The sequence below is a fragment of the Vibrio sp. 2033 genome (assembly GCF_033339735.1).
Map to the genome: position 1 here is coordinate 54,035 of NZ_JAWOVC010000016.1, position 14,722 is coordinate 68,756.

15 protein-coding genes are annotated in these 14,722 nt (G+C 45.6%); 1 reads left to right on the plus strand and 14 read right to left on the minus strand.

The features are described from left to right. Positions 1 to 139: 139 nt before the first annotated feature. The 12 genes from R7P74_RS18470 to nrfB all read right to left on the minus strand — a co-directional run bounded on the left by R7P74_RS18470 (position 140) and on the right by nrfB (position 11,437). Positions 140 to 1,222, minus strand: coding sequence for a DUF1513 domain-containing protein (locus R7P74_RS18470; RefSeq protein ID WP_225474044.1), 1,083 nt, complete (start codon positions 1,220 to 1,222; stop codon positions 140 to 142). Then, positions 1,203 to 2,240, minus strand: coding sequence for an imelysin family protein (locus R7P74_RS18475; protein ID WP_318123034.1), 1,038 nt, complete (start codon positions 2,238 to 2,240; stop codon positions 1,203 to 1,205). The genes R7P74_RS18470 and R7P74_RS18475 overlap by 20 nt, the downstream gene beginning before the upstream one ends. Before the next feature lie 10 nt (positions 2,241 to 2,250). Then, on the minus strand, positions 2,251 to 3,633 hold the full coding sequence (locus tag R7P74_RS18480; protein ID WP_065274667.1) for a di-heme oxidoreductase family protein: 1,383 nt from the start codon (positions 3,631 to 3,633) through the stop codon (positions 2,251 to 2,253). A gap of 92 nt (positions 3,634 to 3,725) precedes the next feature. After that, positions 3,726 to 4,988, minus strand: coding sequence for an imelysin family protein (locus R7P74_RS18485; RefSeq protein ID WP_318123035.1), 1,263 nt, complete (start codon positions 4,986 to 4,988; stop codon positions 3,726 to 3,728). A gap of 174 nt (positions 4,989 to 5,162) precedes the next feature. Next, positions 5,163 to 5,759 carry a GTP cyclohydrolase II gene (locus R7P74_RS18490; protein ID WP_025767283.1) on the minus strand — a complete coding sequence of 199 codons (597 nt, stop codon included), beginning with the start codon at positions 5,757 to 5,759 and terminating at the stop codon, positions 5,163 to 5,165. A 271-nt stretch (positions 5,760 to 6,030) separates the two neighbouring features. Further along, the gene (locus tag R7P74_RS18495) at positions 6,031 to 6,207 is read right to left on the minus strand and encodes a hypothetical protein (protein ID WP_020480909.1); all 177 of its coding nucleotides are present in this window, start codon (positions 6,205 to 6,207) and stop codon (positions 6,031 to 6,033) included. A 146-nt stretch (positions 6,208 to 6,353) separates the two neighbouring features. Beyond that, entirely contained in the window at positions 6,354 to 6,764 is a 411-nt protein-coding gene (gene nrfF / locus R7P74_RS18500) for a heme lyase NrfEFG subunit NrfF (protein WP_053306573.1), read from the minus strand. Beyond that, the gene (locus R7P74_RS18505; protein ID WP_005376839.1) at positions 6,751 to 7,284 is read right to left on the minus strand and encodes a DsbE family thiol:disulfide interchange protein; all 534 of its coding nucleotides are present in this window, start codon (positions 7,282 to 7,284) and stop codon (positions 6,751 to 6,753) included. Before R7P74_RS18505 ends, nrfF begins: the two co-directional genes overlap by 14 nt. Continuing rightward, positions 7,262 to 9,169 (minus strand): heme lyase CcmF/NrfE family subunit, encoded by a 1,908-nt coding sequence (locus R7P74_RS18510; RefSeq protein WP_225474046.1) that lies wholly within the window; start codon positions 9,167 to 9,169, stop codon positions 7,262 to 7,264. The genes R7P74_RS18505 and R7P74_RS18510 overlap by 23 nt, the downstream gene beginning before the upstream one ends. Positions 9,170 to 9,178: 9 nt before the next feature. Next, on the minus strand, positions 9,179 to 10,150 hold the full coding sequence (nrfD, locus tag R7P74_RS18515; protein ID WP_213969741.1) for a cytochrome c nitrite reductase subunit NrfD: 972 nt from the start codon (positions 10,148 to 10,150) through the stop codon (positions 9,179 to 9,181). After that, positions 10,147 to 10,833 carry a cytochrome c nitrite reductase Fe-S protein gene (nrfC, locus tag R7P74_RS18520; protein WP_086046905.1) on the minus strand — a complete coding sequence of 229 codons (687 nt, stop codon included), beginning with the start codon at positions 10,831 to 10,833 and terminating at the stop codon, positions 10,147 to 10,149. Before nrfC ends, nrfD begins: the two co-directional genes overlap by 4 nt. Before the next feature lies 1 nt (position 10,834). Beyond that, the gene (gene nrfB / locus R7P74_RS18525; protein WP_225474047.1) at positions 10,835 to 11,437 is read right to left on the minus strand and encodes a cytochrome c nitrite reductase pentaheme subunit; all 603 of its coding nucleotides are present in this window, start codon (positions 11,435 to 11,437) and stop codon (positions 10,835 to 10,837) included. 450 nt (positions 11,438 to 11,887) lie between these two features. Between nrfB and nrfA the strand changes: the two genes are divergently transcribed. Continuing rightward, positions 11,888 to 13,315, plus strand: a complete 1,428-nt coding sequence (gene nrfA, locus R7P74_RS18530) for an ammonia-forming nitrite reductase cytochrome c552 subunit (RefSeq protein WP_213874770.1) — start codon at positions 11,888 to 11,890, stop codon at positions 13,313 to 13,315. Between the two features lie 118 nt (positions 13,316 to 13,433). On the opposite strand, the gene R7P74_RS18535 is transcribed toward nrfA, so the two are convergent. Both R7P74_RS18535 and R7P74_RS18540 read right to left on the minus strand, forming a co-directional pair. After that, a complete protein-coding gene (locus R7P74_RS18535; RefSeq protein WP_225474048.1) occupies positions 13,434 to 13,988 on the minus strand; it encodes a hypothetical protein in 555 nt (184 codons plus the stop codon). Positions 13,989 to 14,030: 42 nt separating this feature from the next. Next, positions 14,031 to 14,654: a TPR domain-containing protein gene (locus R7P74_RS18540; RefSeq protein WP_225474049.1), complete on the minus strand. Its 624-nt coding sequence runs from the start codon at positions 14,652 to 14,654 to the stop codon at positions 14,031 to 14,033. Positions 14,655 to 14,722 lie beyond the last annotated feature (68 nt).

Genomic DNA, 14,722 nt, shown 5'->3' on the forward strand with positions numbered 1-14,722 from the left:
CAAACACTGAAATGATCCTTGCGCTACTTGCCATAATAAAAAGTATGGCAAATATCTCACAGCTTGCAGGTTTAAAATTAAGAATCTGATGCCGAAAACGACAACAAAACTCTCTATAAGTAATTACTCAATGATCTTTCTAGATAATTCTCGACCAATGGTTGTCCCATTGCACTCCGCTTGCGAAGGTACTTTTTGACTCCTCTGGTCTTTGCTCTACCACTTTTCCCGCCCCAGAGCTGACTCGGAACTCATCGCCATAGACCACAACACCAGAGGCGTCTGGTAACGCACTTAGCTCTACCAATTTGCCAGTAGATTTAGACCATATACCATAACAACTGCCCGGAGGCGAAGTGGCTAAGATCCATTCATCGGTTGCTGCAATACTCGCAACGTAGTGATTGAAACGCGCCCACTCTTCAGGTTCAGCTTGAAGATCTTGCATTTCACCACCACGTGTGTGCATGGCGATCAAGGCTGGATACTCATCCGGCTCACCACGATATTGCTGCCCACAAAGCACGGTTTCCGCACCATCATGGGCTAAGTGGCGAATACTCAACTTGTGATCCGGTAAAGAAACCTGATCCAGCAACGCACCATCTTGTGAAAGATAACTTAAGCTCGGTTTCATCGTTTCAAGGTTCAGTGGTTCACGGCCGTTGGTGTGTACGCCACCGACGCCAATCGCTAGTGCGCCGTCAGGCATCATGATCACTTCATGCGGGCCAAGGCCAAAACCTGTTAACTCATCGATTTTTTGATATTGCTTCTGCACATCATAAACACCAATGATCCCGCGACTTGTCCCCCTCTCCCCTTCTGTGGCAAATAGCAATGTGCCATCATGGGAGTAAACTCCATGCCCATAGAAATGGCGGTTTGGTTTTGCTAGCTGCAGTTTGATCATCTGCTCTGAACGATAATCAAACACCATGAAGAAAGTACCTGGCCGACGACCAAAGACTACGGCGTGGCCTTGTTGGTTGGTTGCCACACCGTGACCACGCTCAGGAATCGGCAATGAAGATAGCGGTATACCATGCTCATCTGCCACCACCGCGGCGTATTTATCTCGGCCAATGATAGAGCAGCCGATCAACGCAGGCTCACGTGAGCTTGTTGAAGCACAACCAAATGGCATCATAGGTGTAGCCGCCCCGAATAGAGCGGCTTTCAGTAAGTTTCGGCGGGTTTGATCAGTCACCATCGGTTGCATTAAATCCTATAACCACGCCAAGCTCGATCGCCACTTCTTCGTGAATCAGGTACTTCAATTGCTCTAGCTTATTGTACTGAGCGAGCACCATGCGATAGCCTTCTTTTGTTTGTAGTGCAGCAAACAAGCTCTTATCTTCTGGCCAAGTTTCTAACGCCATTTCAAATTGATGAACAACACGGTCTGCGAGATCTGCATGGCCTTGCTCTCTAAGTAGCGCATCTAGACCATTTCCGTTAGCAAAGTACAACGCTTCCATCCCTTGAAGGTTGGCTTTTAGGTTTGAAAGCGAGGTCTCTGAACGCCACGATTCTGAGAAATACGGGCGAGGCTTACCAATCTTCGCTAGCGGTCGGCTCAACTTTTTCATGCTATATTCAAGCTGATTCGAAAGCAGTGAAATGTACTCAGATTCCCATTCTGTCACCTCTAGCGATTTCCAAGGGTTCTCTGCCCAAGAATCCGCAATGATCTGCGCTTTGTTATCGAGGTTTTCTGCAATCGAAACGCCTGTCGCACAGGTATTGCTGTTGCTAGATAAGGTCGACGCTTTATCGTAAAGCAGCCATTCCAATGCACCTAAACCTTGCACGGTGACACTTTGGGTGGAGATATCTTCTGCACTCCAAGCTTGATCAGATTTCGTCAGTACAGACATTTTACGACCAGTGGTGTTCTTTTTATCTGGCCAAAACTGAACATTCCAGCTTTGCTCCAACGCCGTAGCAGGGCCACGTTCTTGACCTTGTAATGCCATCCACGCAAGCATAGTTTGATGCCATTGCTGTTTTACTGGTGCATCATCTTTCGACTCTGATGCGCAGTAATCCGCGAAGCGCTGTTCAAGTTCTGTGGTTTGCGCTAAAAACGTCTGAGCTGATTGAAACTCAACCTCGTACACGCTTTGAGAAATATGACTTGTACTCTCAGGCTTGGCTGAGCTCGAACCGATGGTCGATTGGCAACCAACCAAACTTAACGTTGCGGCAATCGCACTCACTAACAGTGTTTTTTTCATGGTTGCTTCCTTATAGAGAGTTCAGAAACGCAATGAGAGCATCACGTTCTTTTTTGTTCAGAGCTAAAACATTTTGTTTCGCCGTTTCAGCTTCGCCGCCGTGCCACAACACCGCTTCCATCAGGTTACGAGCGCGGCCATCATGTAGAAAGTACGTGTGTCCGTTTACTTCTTCGGTATAACCAATACCCCACAACGGTGCCGTTCGCCATTCACGGCCGTTTGCTAAGTATTCCGGACGGTTATCGGCTAAGCCTTCACCCATGTCGTGCAGAAGCATGTCGGTGTATGGATGGATAAGCTGCTCAGAAAGCGCTGGTAACTCTGGTCGCTTCGCCGTTTTAACACTGGTTTTATGGCAGCTTTCACAACCAGACGCAGCAAAGATTTGCTGACCAAGTTTCACGCTAGGCTCATTGATGTTACGGCGAATAGGTACGGCTAAGTGTTGGCTGTAAAACTCTACGAAGTCGAGAATATTTTCACTCACTTCAGGTTTGCCGCCATTTGGCATGTCGTCACAAATGCTTTGTTTCGAGGTACAGTTTTCATTTGGGAATAAATGGCTCGTAAGACCCACATCACCATTAAATGCTGCTGCATTTTGCTGCATTAGCGTCGGTTGTCCTGCTTTCCAGCCAAAACGACCAATCGAGAAGTCGTCCTTTTCAATATCCCACACCTTATTGACTTTGCCTGAGATACCGTCTTTGTCGGCATCTTGTTCATCAGCCCAAGCAAGTAGCGTTTCGTCGGGAATACTCTCCAACAAACCAAGGCCGATCATTGGTGGTGCCACGCGTGCTGAGAACTCGGTATCTGGGTGCATATCGCCGTAACCCAGATCGGTAATGTTCAAATGAGGTTTTCTTAGCGTCACCGTCGTACCGTCTTTAAATTTCACTGGGACATCGGTGTAAGTGATTTCGATTTTGCCTTCTGGCGTTTGATCTTGCAGAGCGAAATCTTGAAGCTGGCCACCATAAGTCGGCTCAGGTATGCCGCCATCTTTGATGTAAGCTTTCTTTTGTTCTGGCGTCATCGCAGGAATGCTTAAGCGCACTAACATAGACACGGCATGTAAATCATCTTTCTCTGGCGGATGACCACGACCGTCTTTGATGTGACAATTCTGACAACCATTGGTGTTAAAAAGCGGGCCTAAGCCATCACGAGCGTCCGTTGACGCTGGCGCTTGTACCCAAGGGTTACGGAAAAAGCTGTTACCTACGCTAAAGTCGAGGCGTTTGCTCATTGGCAAGTTAGCAGCAGGAAGAGAATAGGCATTCGCGCCGTCTTTTTTAACACTGGTTTTGCCACCGGACTTAACATCGTAAGCCATGGCAGAAGAAGAAAGGATCGCGGCTAGCGCAGAAATTAGGTATGGCTTCATATCATTGCTCTACATAGACAACAAGGGTGATAACAACGAGCTCAAACGGCAAAAGGGCTCACAAAGAGCCCTTATTTATTATGGTTTTCTTATTAAAACTCGTGGTCAGCAGTATCAGGGCTTAGGCTGTCGATGCCGACAATGCTTGCCGCGCGCTCAATCGCACCGGTTTGTGCTACCAACGACATGATGGTGTCGTTTACTAGCGCGTTGCCTTGTGCGTTACCCGCTGCAATAAGTTGGTCAAAGTGCTGGTTGTTCTTCTCTGCAGAAGTCACTAGCTCACCAACTTGGCTACGTGTTGTATCAAACTGCTTTTTAATGTCGGTCGCGGCTTTCTTATCTTTTTGAGCAACAAGATCAGCAATACTTGGACCAGATAGCTCTTTGCCGTTTACACCTTTGTATGTACCTGTGTAAACGTTGTAGATGCCTTGCTCATTGTAGTAGTGAGAATTATGCGTGTTGTCTGAGAAACAATCGTGCTCGTCTTCAGTTGAGTTCGCTTCTAGTGCCACTTTCATGCGCTCACCCGCTAGCTCACCTAGAGAAAGAGAACCCATGCCGAATAGCATCTTACGTAGACCATTGTCCGCTGAGTCGTTCAGTAGCTCTTCACGGTAGTTACCTTTTACTTCAGCAGACCACTGCTTTTCCATCCACTCAAGGTCTTGAACCAGTAGATCAGCGGCTGCTTTTAGGTACTCACCACGACGATCACAATGACCATTCGTACACTCAGAGCCAACGACGAAATCAGTGTAAGCACGTTGACCTGCACCCGCGTTAGTACCGTTTAGGTCTTGACCCCAAAGCAAGAATTCAATCGCGTGGTAACCTGACGCGACGTTTGCCTCAGAACCGCCTACTTCGTTTAGATCCGCTAGCAATTCTGGAGTGATTTTTGAAACGTCCAGTTTAGAAGCACCAATCTGCAGACTTGTGTTCGCGATGATGTTGGCAGCAGCGCCCTCGTTACCCAATTCGTATTGGTAATCAGCCGCTACGTAGTCAATCAAACCTTCATCAAGTGGCCATGCGTTCAGCTGACCTTCCCAATCATCAACAATCGCGTTACCAAAACGGAAAACTTCAGACTGTTGGTAAGGCACGCGAGAATCTAGCCAAGCTTGTTTTACTTCTTCAAGCTTTTTCGCTGATGGTGATTGTAGAAATTCGTCGATTTTCACATCAAGCGCTTTCGCTGTTGTTACTGAATCAGCAAATACAGCATGGGCAACGTCCGCGTAATGTTCGACTACTTGTTGTTTAGTTACTGTGGCAGCAACGGTAGAACCACTGGCAATGAGGAGTGATGCAGCAATAGATTGGACTAAAACTTTTTTTGCATTCATCTGAAGCATCCTTGTTGAGCTTTTCAATTATCGTATTGGTAGTGCTAATTATTCTTATTTGCACTTTAGTCTCGAGATAATACAAATTTACAATTTATTTGCAACTCCAGATACAAAAAAACCTCATAAAAATGAGGTTTTTCACAGACTTTATTGTCAGTTTTATCTTTAGGATTAAACCTTTAGGTCGTGTTTTCCGTGAGAGACTTTTGCCTTCAGATAATTTTCGTTGCCATCTTTGATATGTGCAGAGGTATTGACAACCTCGCCAATTTCAATTCCGTACTCAGATAACTCACGAATTTTCTTAGGGTTGTTCGTCACGAGGCGGATCTTATTCACGCCTAAAGCTTCTAGCATTTGTGCTGCTTCTGTGAAATCACGCAGGTCATCATCAAAGCCCAAATGGTTGTTAGCTTCGTACGTGTTCATGCCCTGGCTTTGTAAGCGGTATGCATCGATCTTATTGTACAAACCAATACCACGACCTTCCTGACGGAGATACAAGATGATACCACCGGACTCGCCCATGCGATTGATCGTCTCTTCTAGTTGCTCACCACAGTCACAGCGTGAAGAGTGAAACACATCGCCTGTCAAACACTCAGAGTGCATACGAACTAAAGGCATGTCCTGAGTTTGGTCCGCTTGTTTAAAGATAATAGCAACATGCTCTTTGTCTGTCTTCAGACCATGGAAAGACAGAATTTCGGCATCAATGTTACTTTTTGCCCCGACTTTAAAATCTACTCTGGCACGTACTTCCGCCATATCTATACTCACTCGATTTATTGCTTGATGCGCTTGATGCGTTTTCGTTATTGCATTCATGGGATTTACTCGTTGCTCTTCAACTATGGGGACTGATACCGCATTTTGCAATATAGAGATCACAATTGAGGGCAGTTATCCACTCAAGACAGCAAAAGAGAAACACTCTCCAACTGAACAATTGTTATATTATAACAATTTAAAAAAACTACAATAAAAAACCCCAGACAAATTTTGTCTGGGGTTTCAAGAAGGTCGTTTGGTCTATCTTTTAATGGGTCTGACTGCGCTTCCAAACGGCGAGTTCAATCCAAACTGCTTCGAGTTCTTGGATTTCCTCGTCGGTCAACACGGCGAGCGTTGAAGTAACTTGAGGCAGGTTCGGTGATTGCAATGCACGAATCTGCGAATAGAAGTCTTTTTTAAGTTGTAATATAACTGAATCCACTGCGTGCACCTATTTCGTTCTTTTATTACTTATCCAGCTCAAAATTTTTATTTTCTTTATACTGGAAACTTCATAAATTCGGAAAAATGATAACATTCTGCTTGTTAAGTGCACAATTTATTTTTAATAGTGGAATAACGGTCACATTAATTACGCTTCACCATTCGGATCGAATATAAGACAAAAAAGATCAAAAATAGCACAGGAAAGATCCACAACAGCGCCGTGGAATAATTTAATGGTGGTTGGTACAGAACAATATTCCCATAACGAGCAACTAGATAGTCCTTTATTTCTTGATCTGAGCTGCCTTCATTGGCCATCGTATACACTTTCAACCTCAGGTCTTTAGCCGCTTGTGCATTAGACTCGACAAGGTTTTGGTTTTGACACTGCGGGCAGCGTAATGCCTTGGCTAACGAGGTTGCACGCTGTTGCACTTCAACGGAATGAAATTCAAACAGATCAACATTCTGTTCTATATCCGCACTTCTCGTGAAAGGAGAAAATAGTATAAATAGGATTAAAGTGAGGAGAAGATTATTAAATCGAAACATTCAAGTATCCTGAAAATATATCGTTCCATTTATCTGCCGTTAGCTCTCCACGATATTTGATCAATATACGACCATTTGGATCAATCAAGTAAGTTTCCGGCGTTCCGATAACACCTAGCTCCACAGCGAGCTTTCCATTAGGGTCACTAATTACTTCAATATATGGATTTCGTTTAGAGCTCAAATATTCACGAGCGGCTTGTTTTTGATCTCTATAATTCAGCCCAATAATAGGCACACCGAGTTCTGCTAACTGCAATAATTCTTCATGCTCTCGTTTGCATACTCCGCACCAAGATGCCCAAACATTCAATAATTTATATCCGTCGCTTTTGAACAACTGCTCAGAAACCATGTCATCAGAGATCAGAGAAGTAGAGCGAAAATTAGGTGCATCTAAATTTCGTTGTGGGGACAATTCAACATGTGGTCGCTCAGACAAAGCCACCGCAGTTACTACAGCAAACACGGCAACAGCCACAAACAGACCTGCGAGTTTAAGCGTATTTCTCGATCGCATTGATAGCCTCTCTCCTTTTCTTTAGGCCGGTTAATAGCGCACCAAACACAGCTAGTAGCCCGCCAGACCATATCCACCAAATACCTGCGCGGTACTGAACTTTAATCGCATAAGCATGAGTATCGACTTTGTCACCCAATGTCACGTAATAATCGCCATGCCATAGTGAACGAATCGCAGGCTCGGTCATATTCATCACTCGCACAGGGTAATGACGCTTTTGCGGGTTGAAATTGAGCATGCGGCCATCTTCCAAGTGCAAGGTGATCTGTCCTTGTTCCGCGGTGTAGTTTGGCCCCACCAGCCATTCGATACCATGATAATCGATAGTGATCCCCGCCCTTTGTTGAGAACTGCCGGGTTCGACACGTAAATTATGTTCATATGAGTAGTGACTGTTGAATACAGCTCCACTCACCGCCAGCGCAAAACCGATATGTGCCATCACGATTGGCATGAGTTTGCGCTTATTGGAACAACGAAACAGCATAACGAGATGCGCCACAATCACCCAAGTAGCCAATATTATGGTTAGCAATACTTCGAAATGCAGTACGTTCACTGAGAACATAAACCCGATCCCAGAGACTAGAGATAACGCAATACTAATCGCGATATCAGTGCTTCCACTCGGAACTGTGCCTTTTGTCCACTTCAGCACCGGCATCAAAGCTAAGGCAATCAGAGCCAGTATGCTTAATGGGAAGATCAGACTATTAAAGTAAGGTGCGCCAACTGAAATATTCCCTAAGCCGAACAATTGATAAACCATCGGATAAAAAGTGCCAAGAAAAACGATGGCAGTCGCAATAACCAATAGTCCTTTGGCGATATAAGCAGCGTAAGCTCGGCTCGCTAGAGATTGAAGTTTGAAGCGAGGGAGTTGTTCTCCTTGCAAAATCAATACGCCAAAAGTGATGATGATAAGCGAGCTCAATACACCAAGCAGCACTAAACCCTTAGTTGGGTCCACCGCAAAAGCATGCACTGAAGTCAGCACGCCAGAGCGCACCACGAATGTCCCTAAAATGCTTAGGCTGAACGTAGCAAACGCCAGTGCATAGGTGCTCCAAATTGCGCCTCTGTTACGTGTTGCGACAACACCGCTGTGCAACAAAGCAGTACCCGTAAGCCAAGGGAGTAAAGAAGCGTTCTCCACAGGGTCCCAAAACCACCATCCGCCCCACCCTAACTCATTGTACGCCCACCATGATCCGACCAAGATACCCAACGTGAGCGTTCCCCATGCAAAAAACGCTGCGCTTCGAGCGACCACATACCAATCGCTCATCGGTTGTTTACCCAATAGCGCCGCTAATGCAAAAGCTAATATTGCTGCGTAACCAACATAACCGAGATAAAGCAATGGTGGATGAATGATAAGCCCAACATCTTGCAACATTGGATTTAGATCTCGCCCTTCCGACGCCAATACTTGGGCATATTCGAACGGGTTAGAGGTCATTAACGTGAACCATGCAAACGTCCCAATCAGAACGTTCATGATTCCTAAACAGTCGCAAGTATATTGGGCATTGAGCGGTGACTTAAATGCAATAAACGACGCCCATAAACTCAAGGTGACGACCCAAAACAACATAGAGCCTTGGTGCCCACCCCAAGCGGCAGCAATTTTGAACGCCACGGGAAGTTGACTGTTGGAATGCGTAACAACATATTCCAACGCGAAGTTGTCTTGCACGAAGCAGACGATCAGAAGTGCTAAACAAATGATGGAAGCTAAGCTAATGATTTGGGACATCGCGACTTGATGCGGCAATGTCGCCTTCTTACCCATAGCACGACGTAGCCAATGCAGCCAAGATGCACAAGTCGACGTTACAGCCACCAATATCAGTAAGAAGAACCCTAGCTCAGCCTCCATTTTTCCCCCTTACACTATGGTCATTTGACCGGCATAGAGAATGAAAGTACGCAGCATAAGTACGCCGACCAAGCTCAACGTCGTGACCACAAAAACGTAACTGCCTTTGTGGCGCACTTCAGAAGGCGTCAACCAATTGAGAGTCAAAGGCGTTATCATGCCGATGAACACTACCCCAACCCAGAACCATTGAGCCCAGAATCCACTCGAAATTGCATTCCAAGCCGCGACTTCGTTCTGACCACCGCTGAAGATCAGTCCAGTAAAGAAGGTCACTAAGACAAACAACTCAAACAACACTACTGGGCGTTCAAATCCGTGCACCCAAGATACACTTGGGCTGCTGGTCGACTCTTTAAACACCAAGATGCCGAACATCAAGCATGCCGCTGCGCCCGAGGACAAACTAGAGAACAGGAACAAGATTGGCAGTACTGGATTGTTTAGCATTGGATAAGTCTTCAACGCAGACAATAGAAAGCCAGTGTACGCTGCAAGTACGATGGCTAAGAAGCCCAAGAACAATTCAATGGCGTTGTTGGCTTTCCCCGCCTTAATCAAAATGCCATCGGCAAAATCCAGCAGTTTGCTTGGTAACTTCCCTTCACAGAAGCTGATGATTTGATGGCGGAAGATAACGCCAATCCAAACAAACAACACGATCATGTACACTTGGAACAAGATCACGCCCATCGACATTACCGACGTTGGGTTGTAGTAGATCATGATCTTCCAAAACTCTAAAGGCTTGGTTAAATGGAAAATCAAAATTACCAACCCAGCAATGATGCCAAATGGTGCGAGCCAAGCCATCGCTTTCATGATGCCGTTGTTTGCAGGATCACCTTCAATCACTTTGCGTTTTAAATAGATTGAAATCATCACCGCACCCGCTGACATCCCAGCAAGGAATAAGTAAATCGCGATGATCCAATCCCAGACTAACGAGTCAAAGTGGAATGCACTTTCGAAGCCGTTCATGATGACACCTCCCCTTTGCTATGCGGAATTTTGTACAGTTTAGGTTGCGTACCTAAATGCGATTTATCGCGATAGACAACATGGCTTTCGATAGCTTTGCTCACCTCGCTAGTTGGGTCATTCAAATCACCAAAGATGAGTGCTTTTGTTGGGCAAGATTCCACGCAAGCTGGCTGCTTACCTTGCGCTAGGTTGGTATCACGGCAGAAGTTACATTTATCCGCAGAGTGATCGACTGGATTAAAGAAGCGCACTTGGTAAGGGCAAGCGGCAAGGCAATAACCACATCCGACACATTTCTCTTTGTGCACATCCACGATGCCGGTCGCTTCATCTTTGTATGCAGCGCCTGTTGGACAAACGTACACACATGGTGGGTTATCACAGTGCTGACAGGATTCGCGAGTAAACTGGTATTCCACATCTGGAAATTCGCCAATCGGTTCACTGCGATGAATTTTAAGTCGCGTTACGCCTTCAGGGACTTTATTTACTTCGCGACAAGCATCGGTACAAGCGGTACAGCCAATGCAGGCATTTTCATCATGAACCATACCCATGCGTTTCGCTTGTTCACGGTTGCTGGCATAAAGAGAGGAGCTAACAACGGAAGTGCCTGCAACGCCTGTAGTTAAAATCAACGCGCCGCTGCCGGCTAAAAAGTTTCTTCTCGAACATTTCATGCTATCTCTCCTCTTCTTTGGCAAGTTCAGGTTCGACGGCAAATTCAGAGTGACAATCCACACACTGCTTGATCAGTTGTTTTCTGTCGTACGACAACGCTTTGGTTTTCGCTGCGTGTACATCGTGGCAATTTGAACAAGTGAGGTTTTTGGCGTGCACATCGTGCGTCCAGTGGCTTTCTCTCAGTTGTGTCGGTGCATGGCAATCCACACATCGGCTGTTGGCTTTAAGAATCATGCTTGGATCAAGGAACACTTTGTCGTGTACCTCTTTCGATTGCGCGGCAGAAAACTTAATCACATCAGGCGAGCCTTCACGGTGATCAGGGCCGATGTTGCTATGGCAGTTAGTGCAATTGAGTTGCTTACCTTGACTCAATAACGCTTGCGAATCATGCGATAGATTCAGAGTCTCTTTGGCGTCCTTATGACATTGAAGACACTTGTAGTCTCGGTCACGGATCAACTCGACTTGATGACGCTCAGCTTGAGCACCTTCAATCGGCTCTGAAGAAGTCGCATGGGCGGCGATGGAGAAACCATAGATGGCAAAGACGAAGAGAAGTTTCAGCATTGCCTCTATGGTCAATTTTATATTGCCCATATTGTTCTTTCCTTAGCTCGATAATAATTGATAACTATTCTCAATTATTTATTTGAGCGAAAATTAATTTCCTCTGAAGATATTTTTTAGATCTTCAAATGACATCAATTCTTATTTCGGAAAGCCACAACGCTAAACCTATATTTATAATACCTCTATTATTCATAAGGGGTAGAAACGCCTGCTCAAAAAGCGAACTAAATCACCCTATTTTTAAAAAGGTTAAAACCCCAAAGCATTGCAGAACAATGACTTAATAACTACCACTTTAGAGGTATATAAATTCAAACATGACTGAGATCACTGGTGTAAATTGATCTAAAACAAGACAAGATTCACTCACTATTTCATCTATCCAATTAAGCAATATTATTAATCGTAGATCTCCAGTTCTTATTTGGAATAGCTTCTCACAACGCTGCTAATAAAAACGAATATGGAGATAACACCGTGAGCATAAAACACTGGATGAGCGCACCTATCGCGGTTGCGACCTTATTCGCCAGCCAATTATTTTTGGTCGGCGCTCCGTTGGCGGCAGAAGAAAAAGGCCTCATCGATCCTCGAAATGACGCCTTTGAACAGAACCATCCCGACCAATACCACTCTTGGAAAGCAACATCCGAAAGTGAGCACATTGAAGATGCTCTAAGTGAAGACCCAAACATGGTGATCTTATGGGCTGGCTACGGCTTCGCAAAAGACTACAACAAAGCGCGCGGTCACTTTTACGCACTTGATGATGTTCGTCAAACCTTACGTACCGGCGCACCAACCGACGAGAAGTCCGGGCCTATGCCAATGGCCTGTTGGAGCTGTAAAAGCCCTGACGTTGCTCGCGTGATTGATGAACGTGGTGAAGACGGTTATTTCGAAGGTAAATGGGCACGCTTAGGCTCAGAAATCGTCAACCCTATCGGTTGTTCCGATTGCCACAACACAGGCTCTGAAGCCTTCAAGAAAGGCGAACCTGCGCTAGCACTGACTCGCCCATACGTCGAGCGTGCTTTTGATACTATTGGTAAAAACTTTGATGAACAGTCTCGCCTAGATAAGCAAGCATCGGTCTGCGCTCAATGTCACGTTGAATACTACTTCACCGGCCCAACTAAAGCGGTTAAATTCCCATGGGATATGGGCACCACCGTTAATGACATGGAGAAATACTACGACGCGTTGAATTTCAAAGATTGGACGCATGCCGTATCTAAAGCGCCGATGCTAAAAGCGCAACATCCAGGTTTCGAAACTTGGAGAGCGGGTATTCATGGTAAAAACAAAGTGGTGTGTGTGGACTGCCACATGCCTAAAGTGACCAAAGAAGACGGTACGGTGTACACAGACCACAAAGTGGGTAACCCATTTGATCGTTTTGAAGACACCTGTGCGCAATGCCATACCCAAACTAAAGAGCAGCTACAAGGCATCGTCTCGACTCGCAAAGCGCAAGTACTGAACATGAAGCTAACCGCCGAGAAGCAAATCGTAGCGGCACACTTTGAAGCAGGCGCAGCGTGGAAAGCAGGTGCAACAGAAGCAGAGATGGAACCTATCCTACAAGATATTCGCCATGCACAATGGCGTTGGGACTACGCGATTGCTTCTCACGGTGTTCACATGCATGCTCCTGAGGTAGCACTTGAAGTACTAGGTACTGCAGTTGACCGCGCTGCTGACGCCCGTACCAAATTGGTTCGTTTACTGGCAACCAAAGGCATTACTGACCCTGTTCAAATTCCAGATATCTCGACCAAAGCGAAAGCACAACAAGCACTAGGCATGGATATGGATAAGATGAACGCAGACAAGAAACACTTCCTAGAAACAGTAGCGCCAGAGTGGGATAAAGCAGCAGCTGAACGCGAAGCCACGTATTAGTCTAACTGGCAACGGTTAACTTATAGATACAACAAGGGGCGTACTGAACGCCCCTTTTCTTTCTTTATTATCTTTATCTCTTCATCCTGATTCTATCGAGAGACAAAAATCGAATGTACTAGCGACGAGGAAGCCTAGGTCTAGGTTGAATATTTGGACGTGCTTTAGGTATCTGCACATTTGGACGAGCAACTGGACGCTGGATCTTCGTTTCCGGCAGTGCTTTTCTTTGTTGAACCTTTTCTTTCACCGCCTTGCCTTGTAAAGTCGCTGGTTCAATATGCTCCGGACGATTCTCCCATTGGGTTCGAATCTCTTGCTTTTGCTCGTCAGGCAGTGATTGCCAATGATCGTCAAGTTGGCGTTTCATGTTATCGATATTGGCGGACATATCGTCGTCTTTCCAATCTTCGACTTTGTCTTTGATGGATTGCTGTTGGTCTTCATCTAAACCATTCCACCACTCTTCCAGTTTCTCTTTGTATTCATCGTCGTTATCGCAACAGCCCGGATAGTAATAAATCCAGTAGTCGTCATGATCGCACCACCACGGGTCGTAGTAACCCGATGAATAATAAACCGTAGAGGAAGAGCCAGAATGATCGGAAGAGCTACAACCCGCCAGCACAGAGCCGCACAGCAAAACCAATATGCTTAGTGCTTTATTTTTCATTCGTTGCCCACCTTTCCCTCTATTGCTTGTTAAATTGTACGCTTACAACAGCTCTTTTGCTTTGTTAATAGAGTTAATGATTTGCACCCTATCTAAATTTGGATCATTAGAATCTAATAATAGTACCCAGGCATCAATCGCTTCCTGAAATCGGAATGACAGAAAATGATCATTTGCGATCAAAGACAAAGCGGCTTCATTGTGCGGTTCTATCTGCAAAGCTTGCTCCAGAAGCAGGCTGACTTCTTGCGTCATAGATTGTTGGTGGATGTAGTATAAAGTGGTCGCCTTTGCGGCAAGTTGCGTGGCACTGACAGGTTCAGTCAGTTGGATCGCGTAATCAAAACAAATCAACGCTCCGTCAAATTCCCCCTCTAGCAGGTAGCCCTGCCCGAGTTGGAACCACAATTCAGCGTTGTTTGGATCCTCTCGTAGCTGGTCCTGAATCTCTTGCATGATGTCACGAGCAGTCATCATACGTGACATTTCCGCTTGTATTGGTTTAGGCGGTGTTTGATGCAGCAATAAGAAACTGGCACTCGTCACGACAAGTACTAACAGGCAAAAACCAAACCATTGGGCAGGTTTAGCTTTTGATGCACTCAGTGATAAGAGTACGATGAACAACCCCATCAGAGTGATGGCAGCGAAAAACCAAACAGACATAACACGTCCTGTAAACAAAGATAACGTCAGTGTACGCATTTCTTACTTTAAATGCGTTGACACAGATA

Coding starts and splice junctions, on each gene's coding strand:
- R7P74_RS18470 (WP_225474044.1), bottom strand. CDS start 1,222: ATGCAACCGATGGTGACTGATCAAACCCGCCGAAACTTACTGAAAGCC.
- R7P74_RS18475 (WP_318123034.1), bottom strand. CDS start 2,240: ATGAAAAAAACACTGTTAGTGAGTGCGATTGCCGCAACGTTAAGTTTG.
- R7P74_RS18480 (WP_065274667.1), bottom strand. CDS start 3,633: ATGAAGCCATACCTAATTTCTGCGCTAGCCGCGATCCTTTCTTCTTCT.
- R7P74_RS18485 (WP_318123035.1), bottom strand. CDS start 4,988: ATGAATGCAAAAAAAGTTTTAGTCCAATCTATTGCTGCATCACTCCTC.
- R7P74_RS18490 (WP_025767283.1), bottom strand. CDS start 5,759: ATGGCGGAAGTACGTGCCAGAGTAGATTTTAAAGTCGGGGCAAAAAGT.
- nrfF (WP_053306573.1), bottom strand. CDS start 6,764: ATGTTTCGATTTAATAATCTTCTCCTCACTTTAATCCTATTTATACTA.
- R7P74_RS18505 (WP_005376839.1), bottom strand. CDS start 7,284: ATGCGATCGAGAAATACGCTTAAACTCGCAGGTCTGTTTGTGGCTGTT.
- R7P74_RS18510 (WP_225474046.1), bottom strand. CDS start 9,169: ATGGAGGCTGAGCTAGGGTTCTTCTTACTGATATTGGTGGCTGTAACG.
- nrfD (WP_213969741.1), bottom strand. CDS start 10,150: ATGAACGGCTTCGAAAGTGCATTCCACTTTGACTCGTTAGTCTGGGAT.
- nrfC (WP_086046905.1), bottom strand. CDS start 10,833: ATGAAATGTTCGAGAAGAAACTTTTTAGCCGGCAGCGGCGCGTTGATT.
- nrfB (WP_225474047.1), bottom strand. CDS start 11,437: ATGGGCAATATAAAATTGACCATAGAGGCAATGCTGAAACTTCTCTTC.
- R7P74_RS18535 (WP_225474048.1), bottom strand. CDS start 13,988: ATGAAAAATAAAGCACTAAGCATATTGGTTTTGCTGTGCGGCTCTGTG.
- R7P74_RS18540 (WP_225474049.1), bottom strand. CDS start 14,654: ATGTCTGTTTGGTTTTTCGCTGCCATCACTCTGATGGGGTTGTTCATC.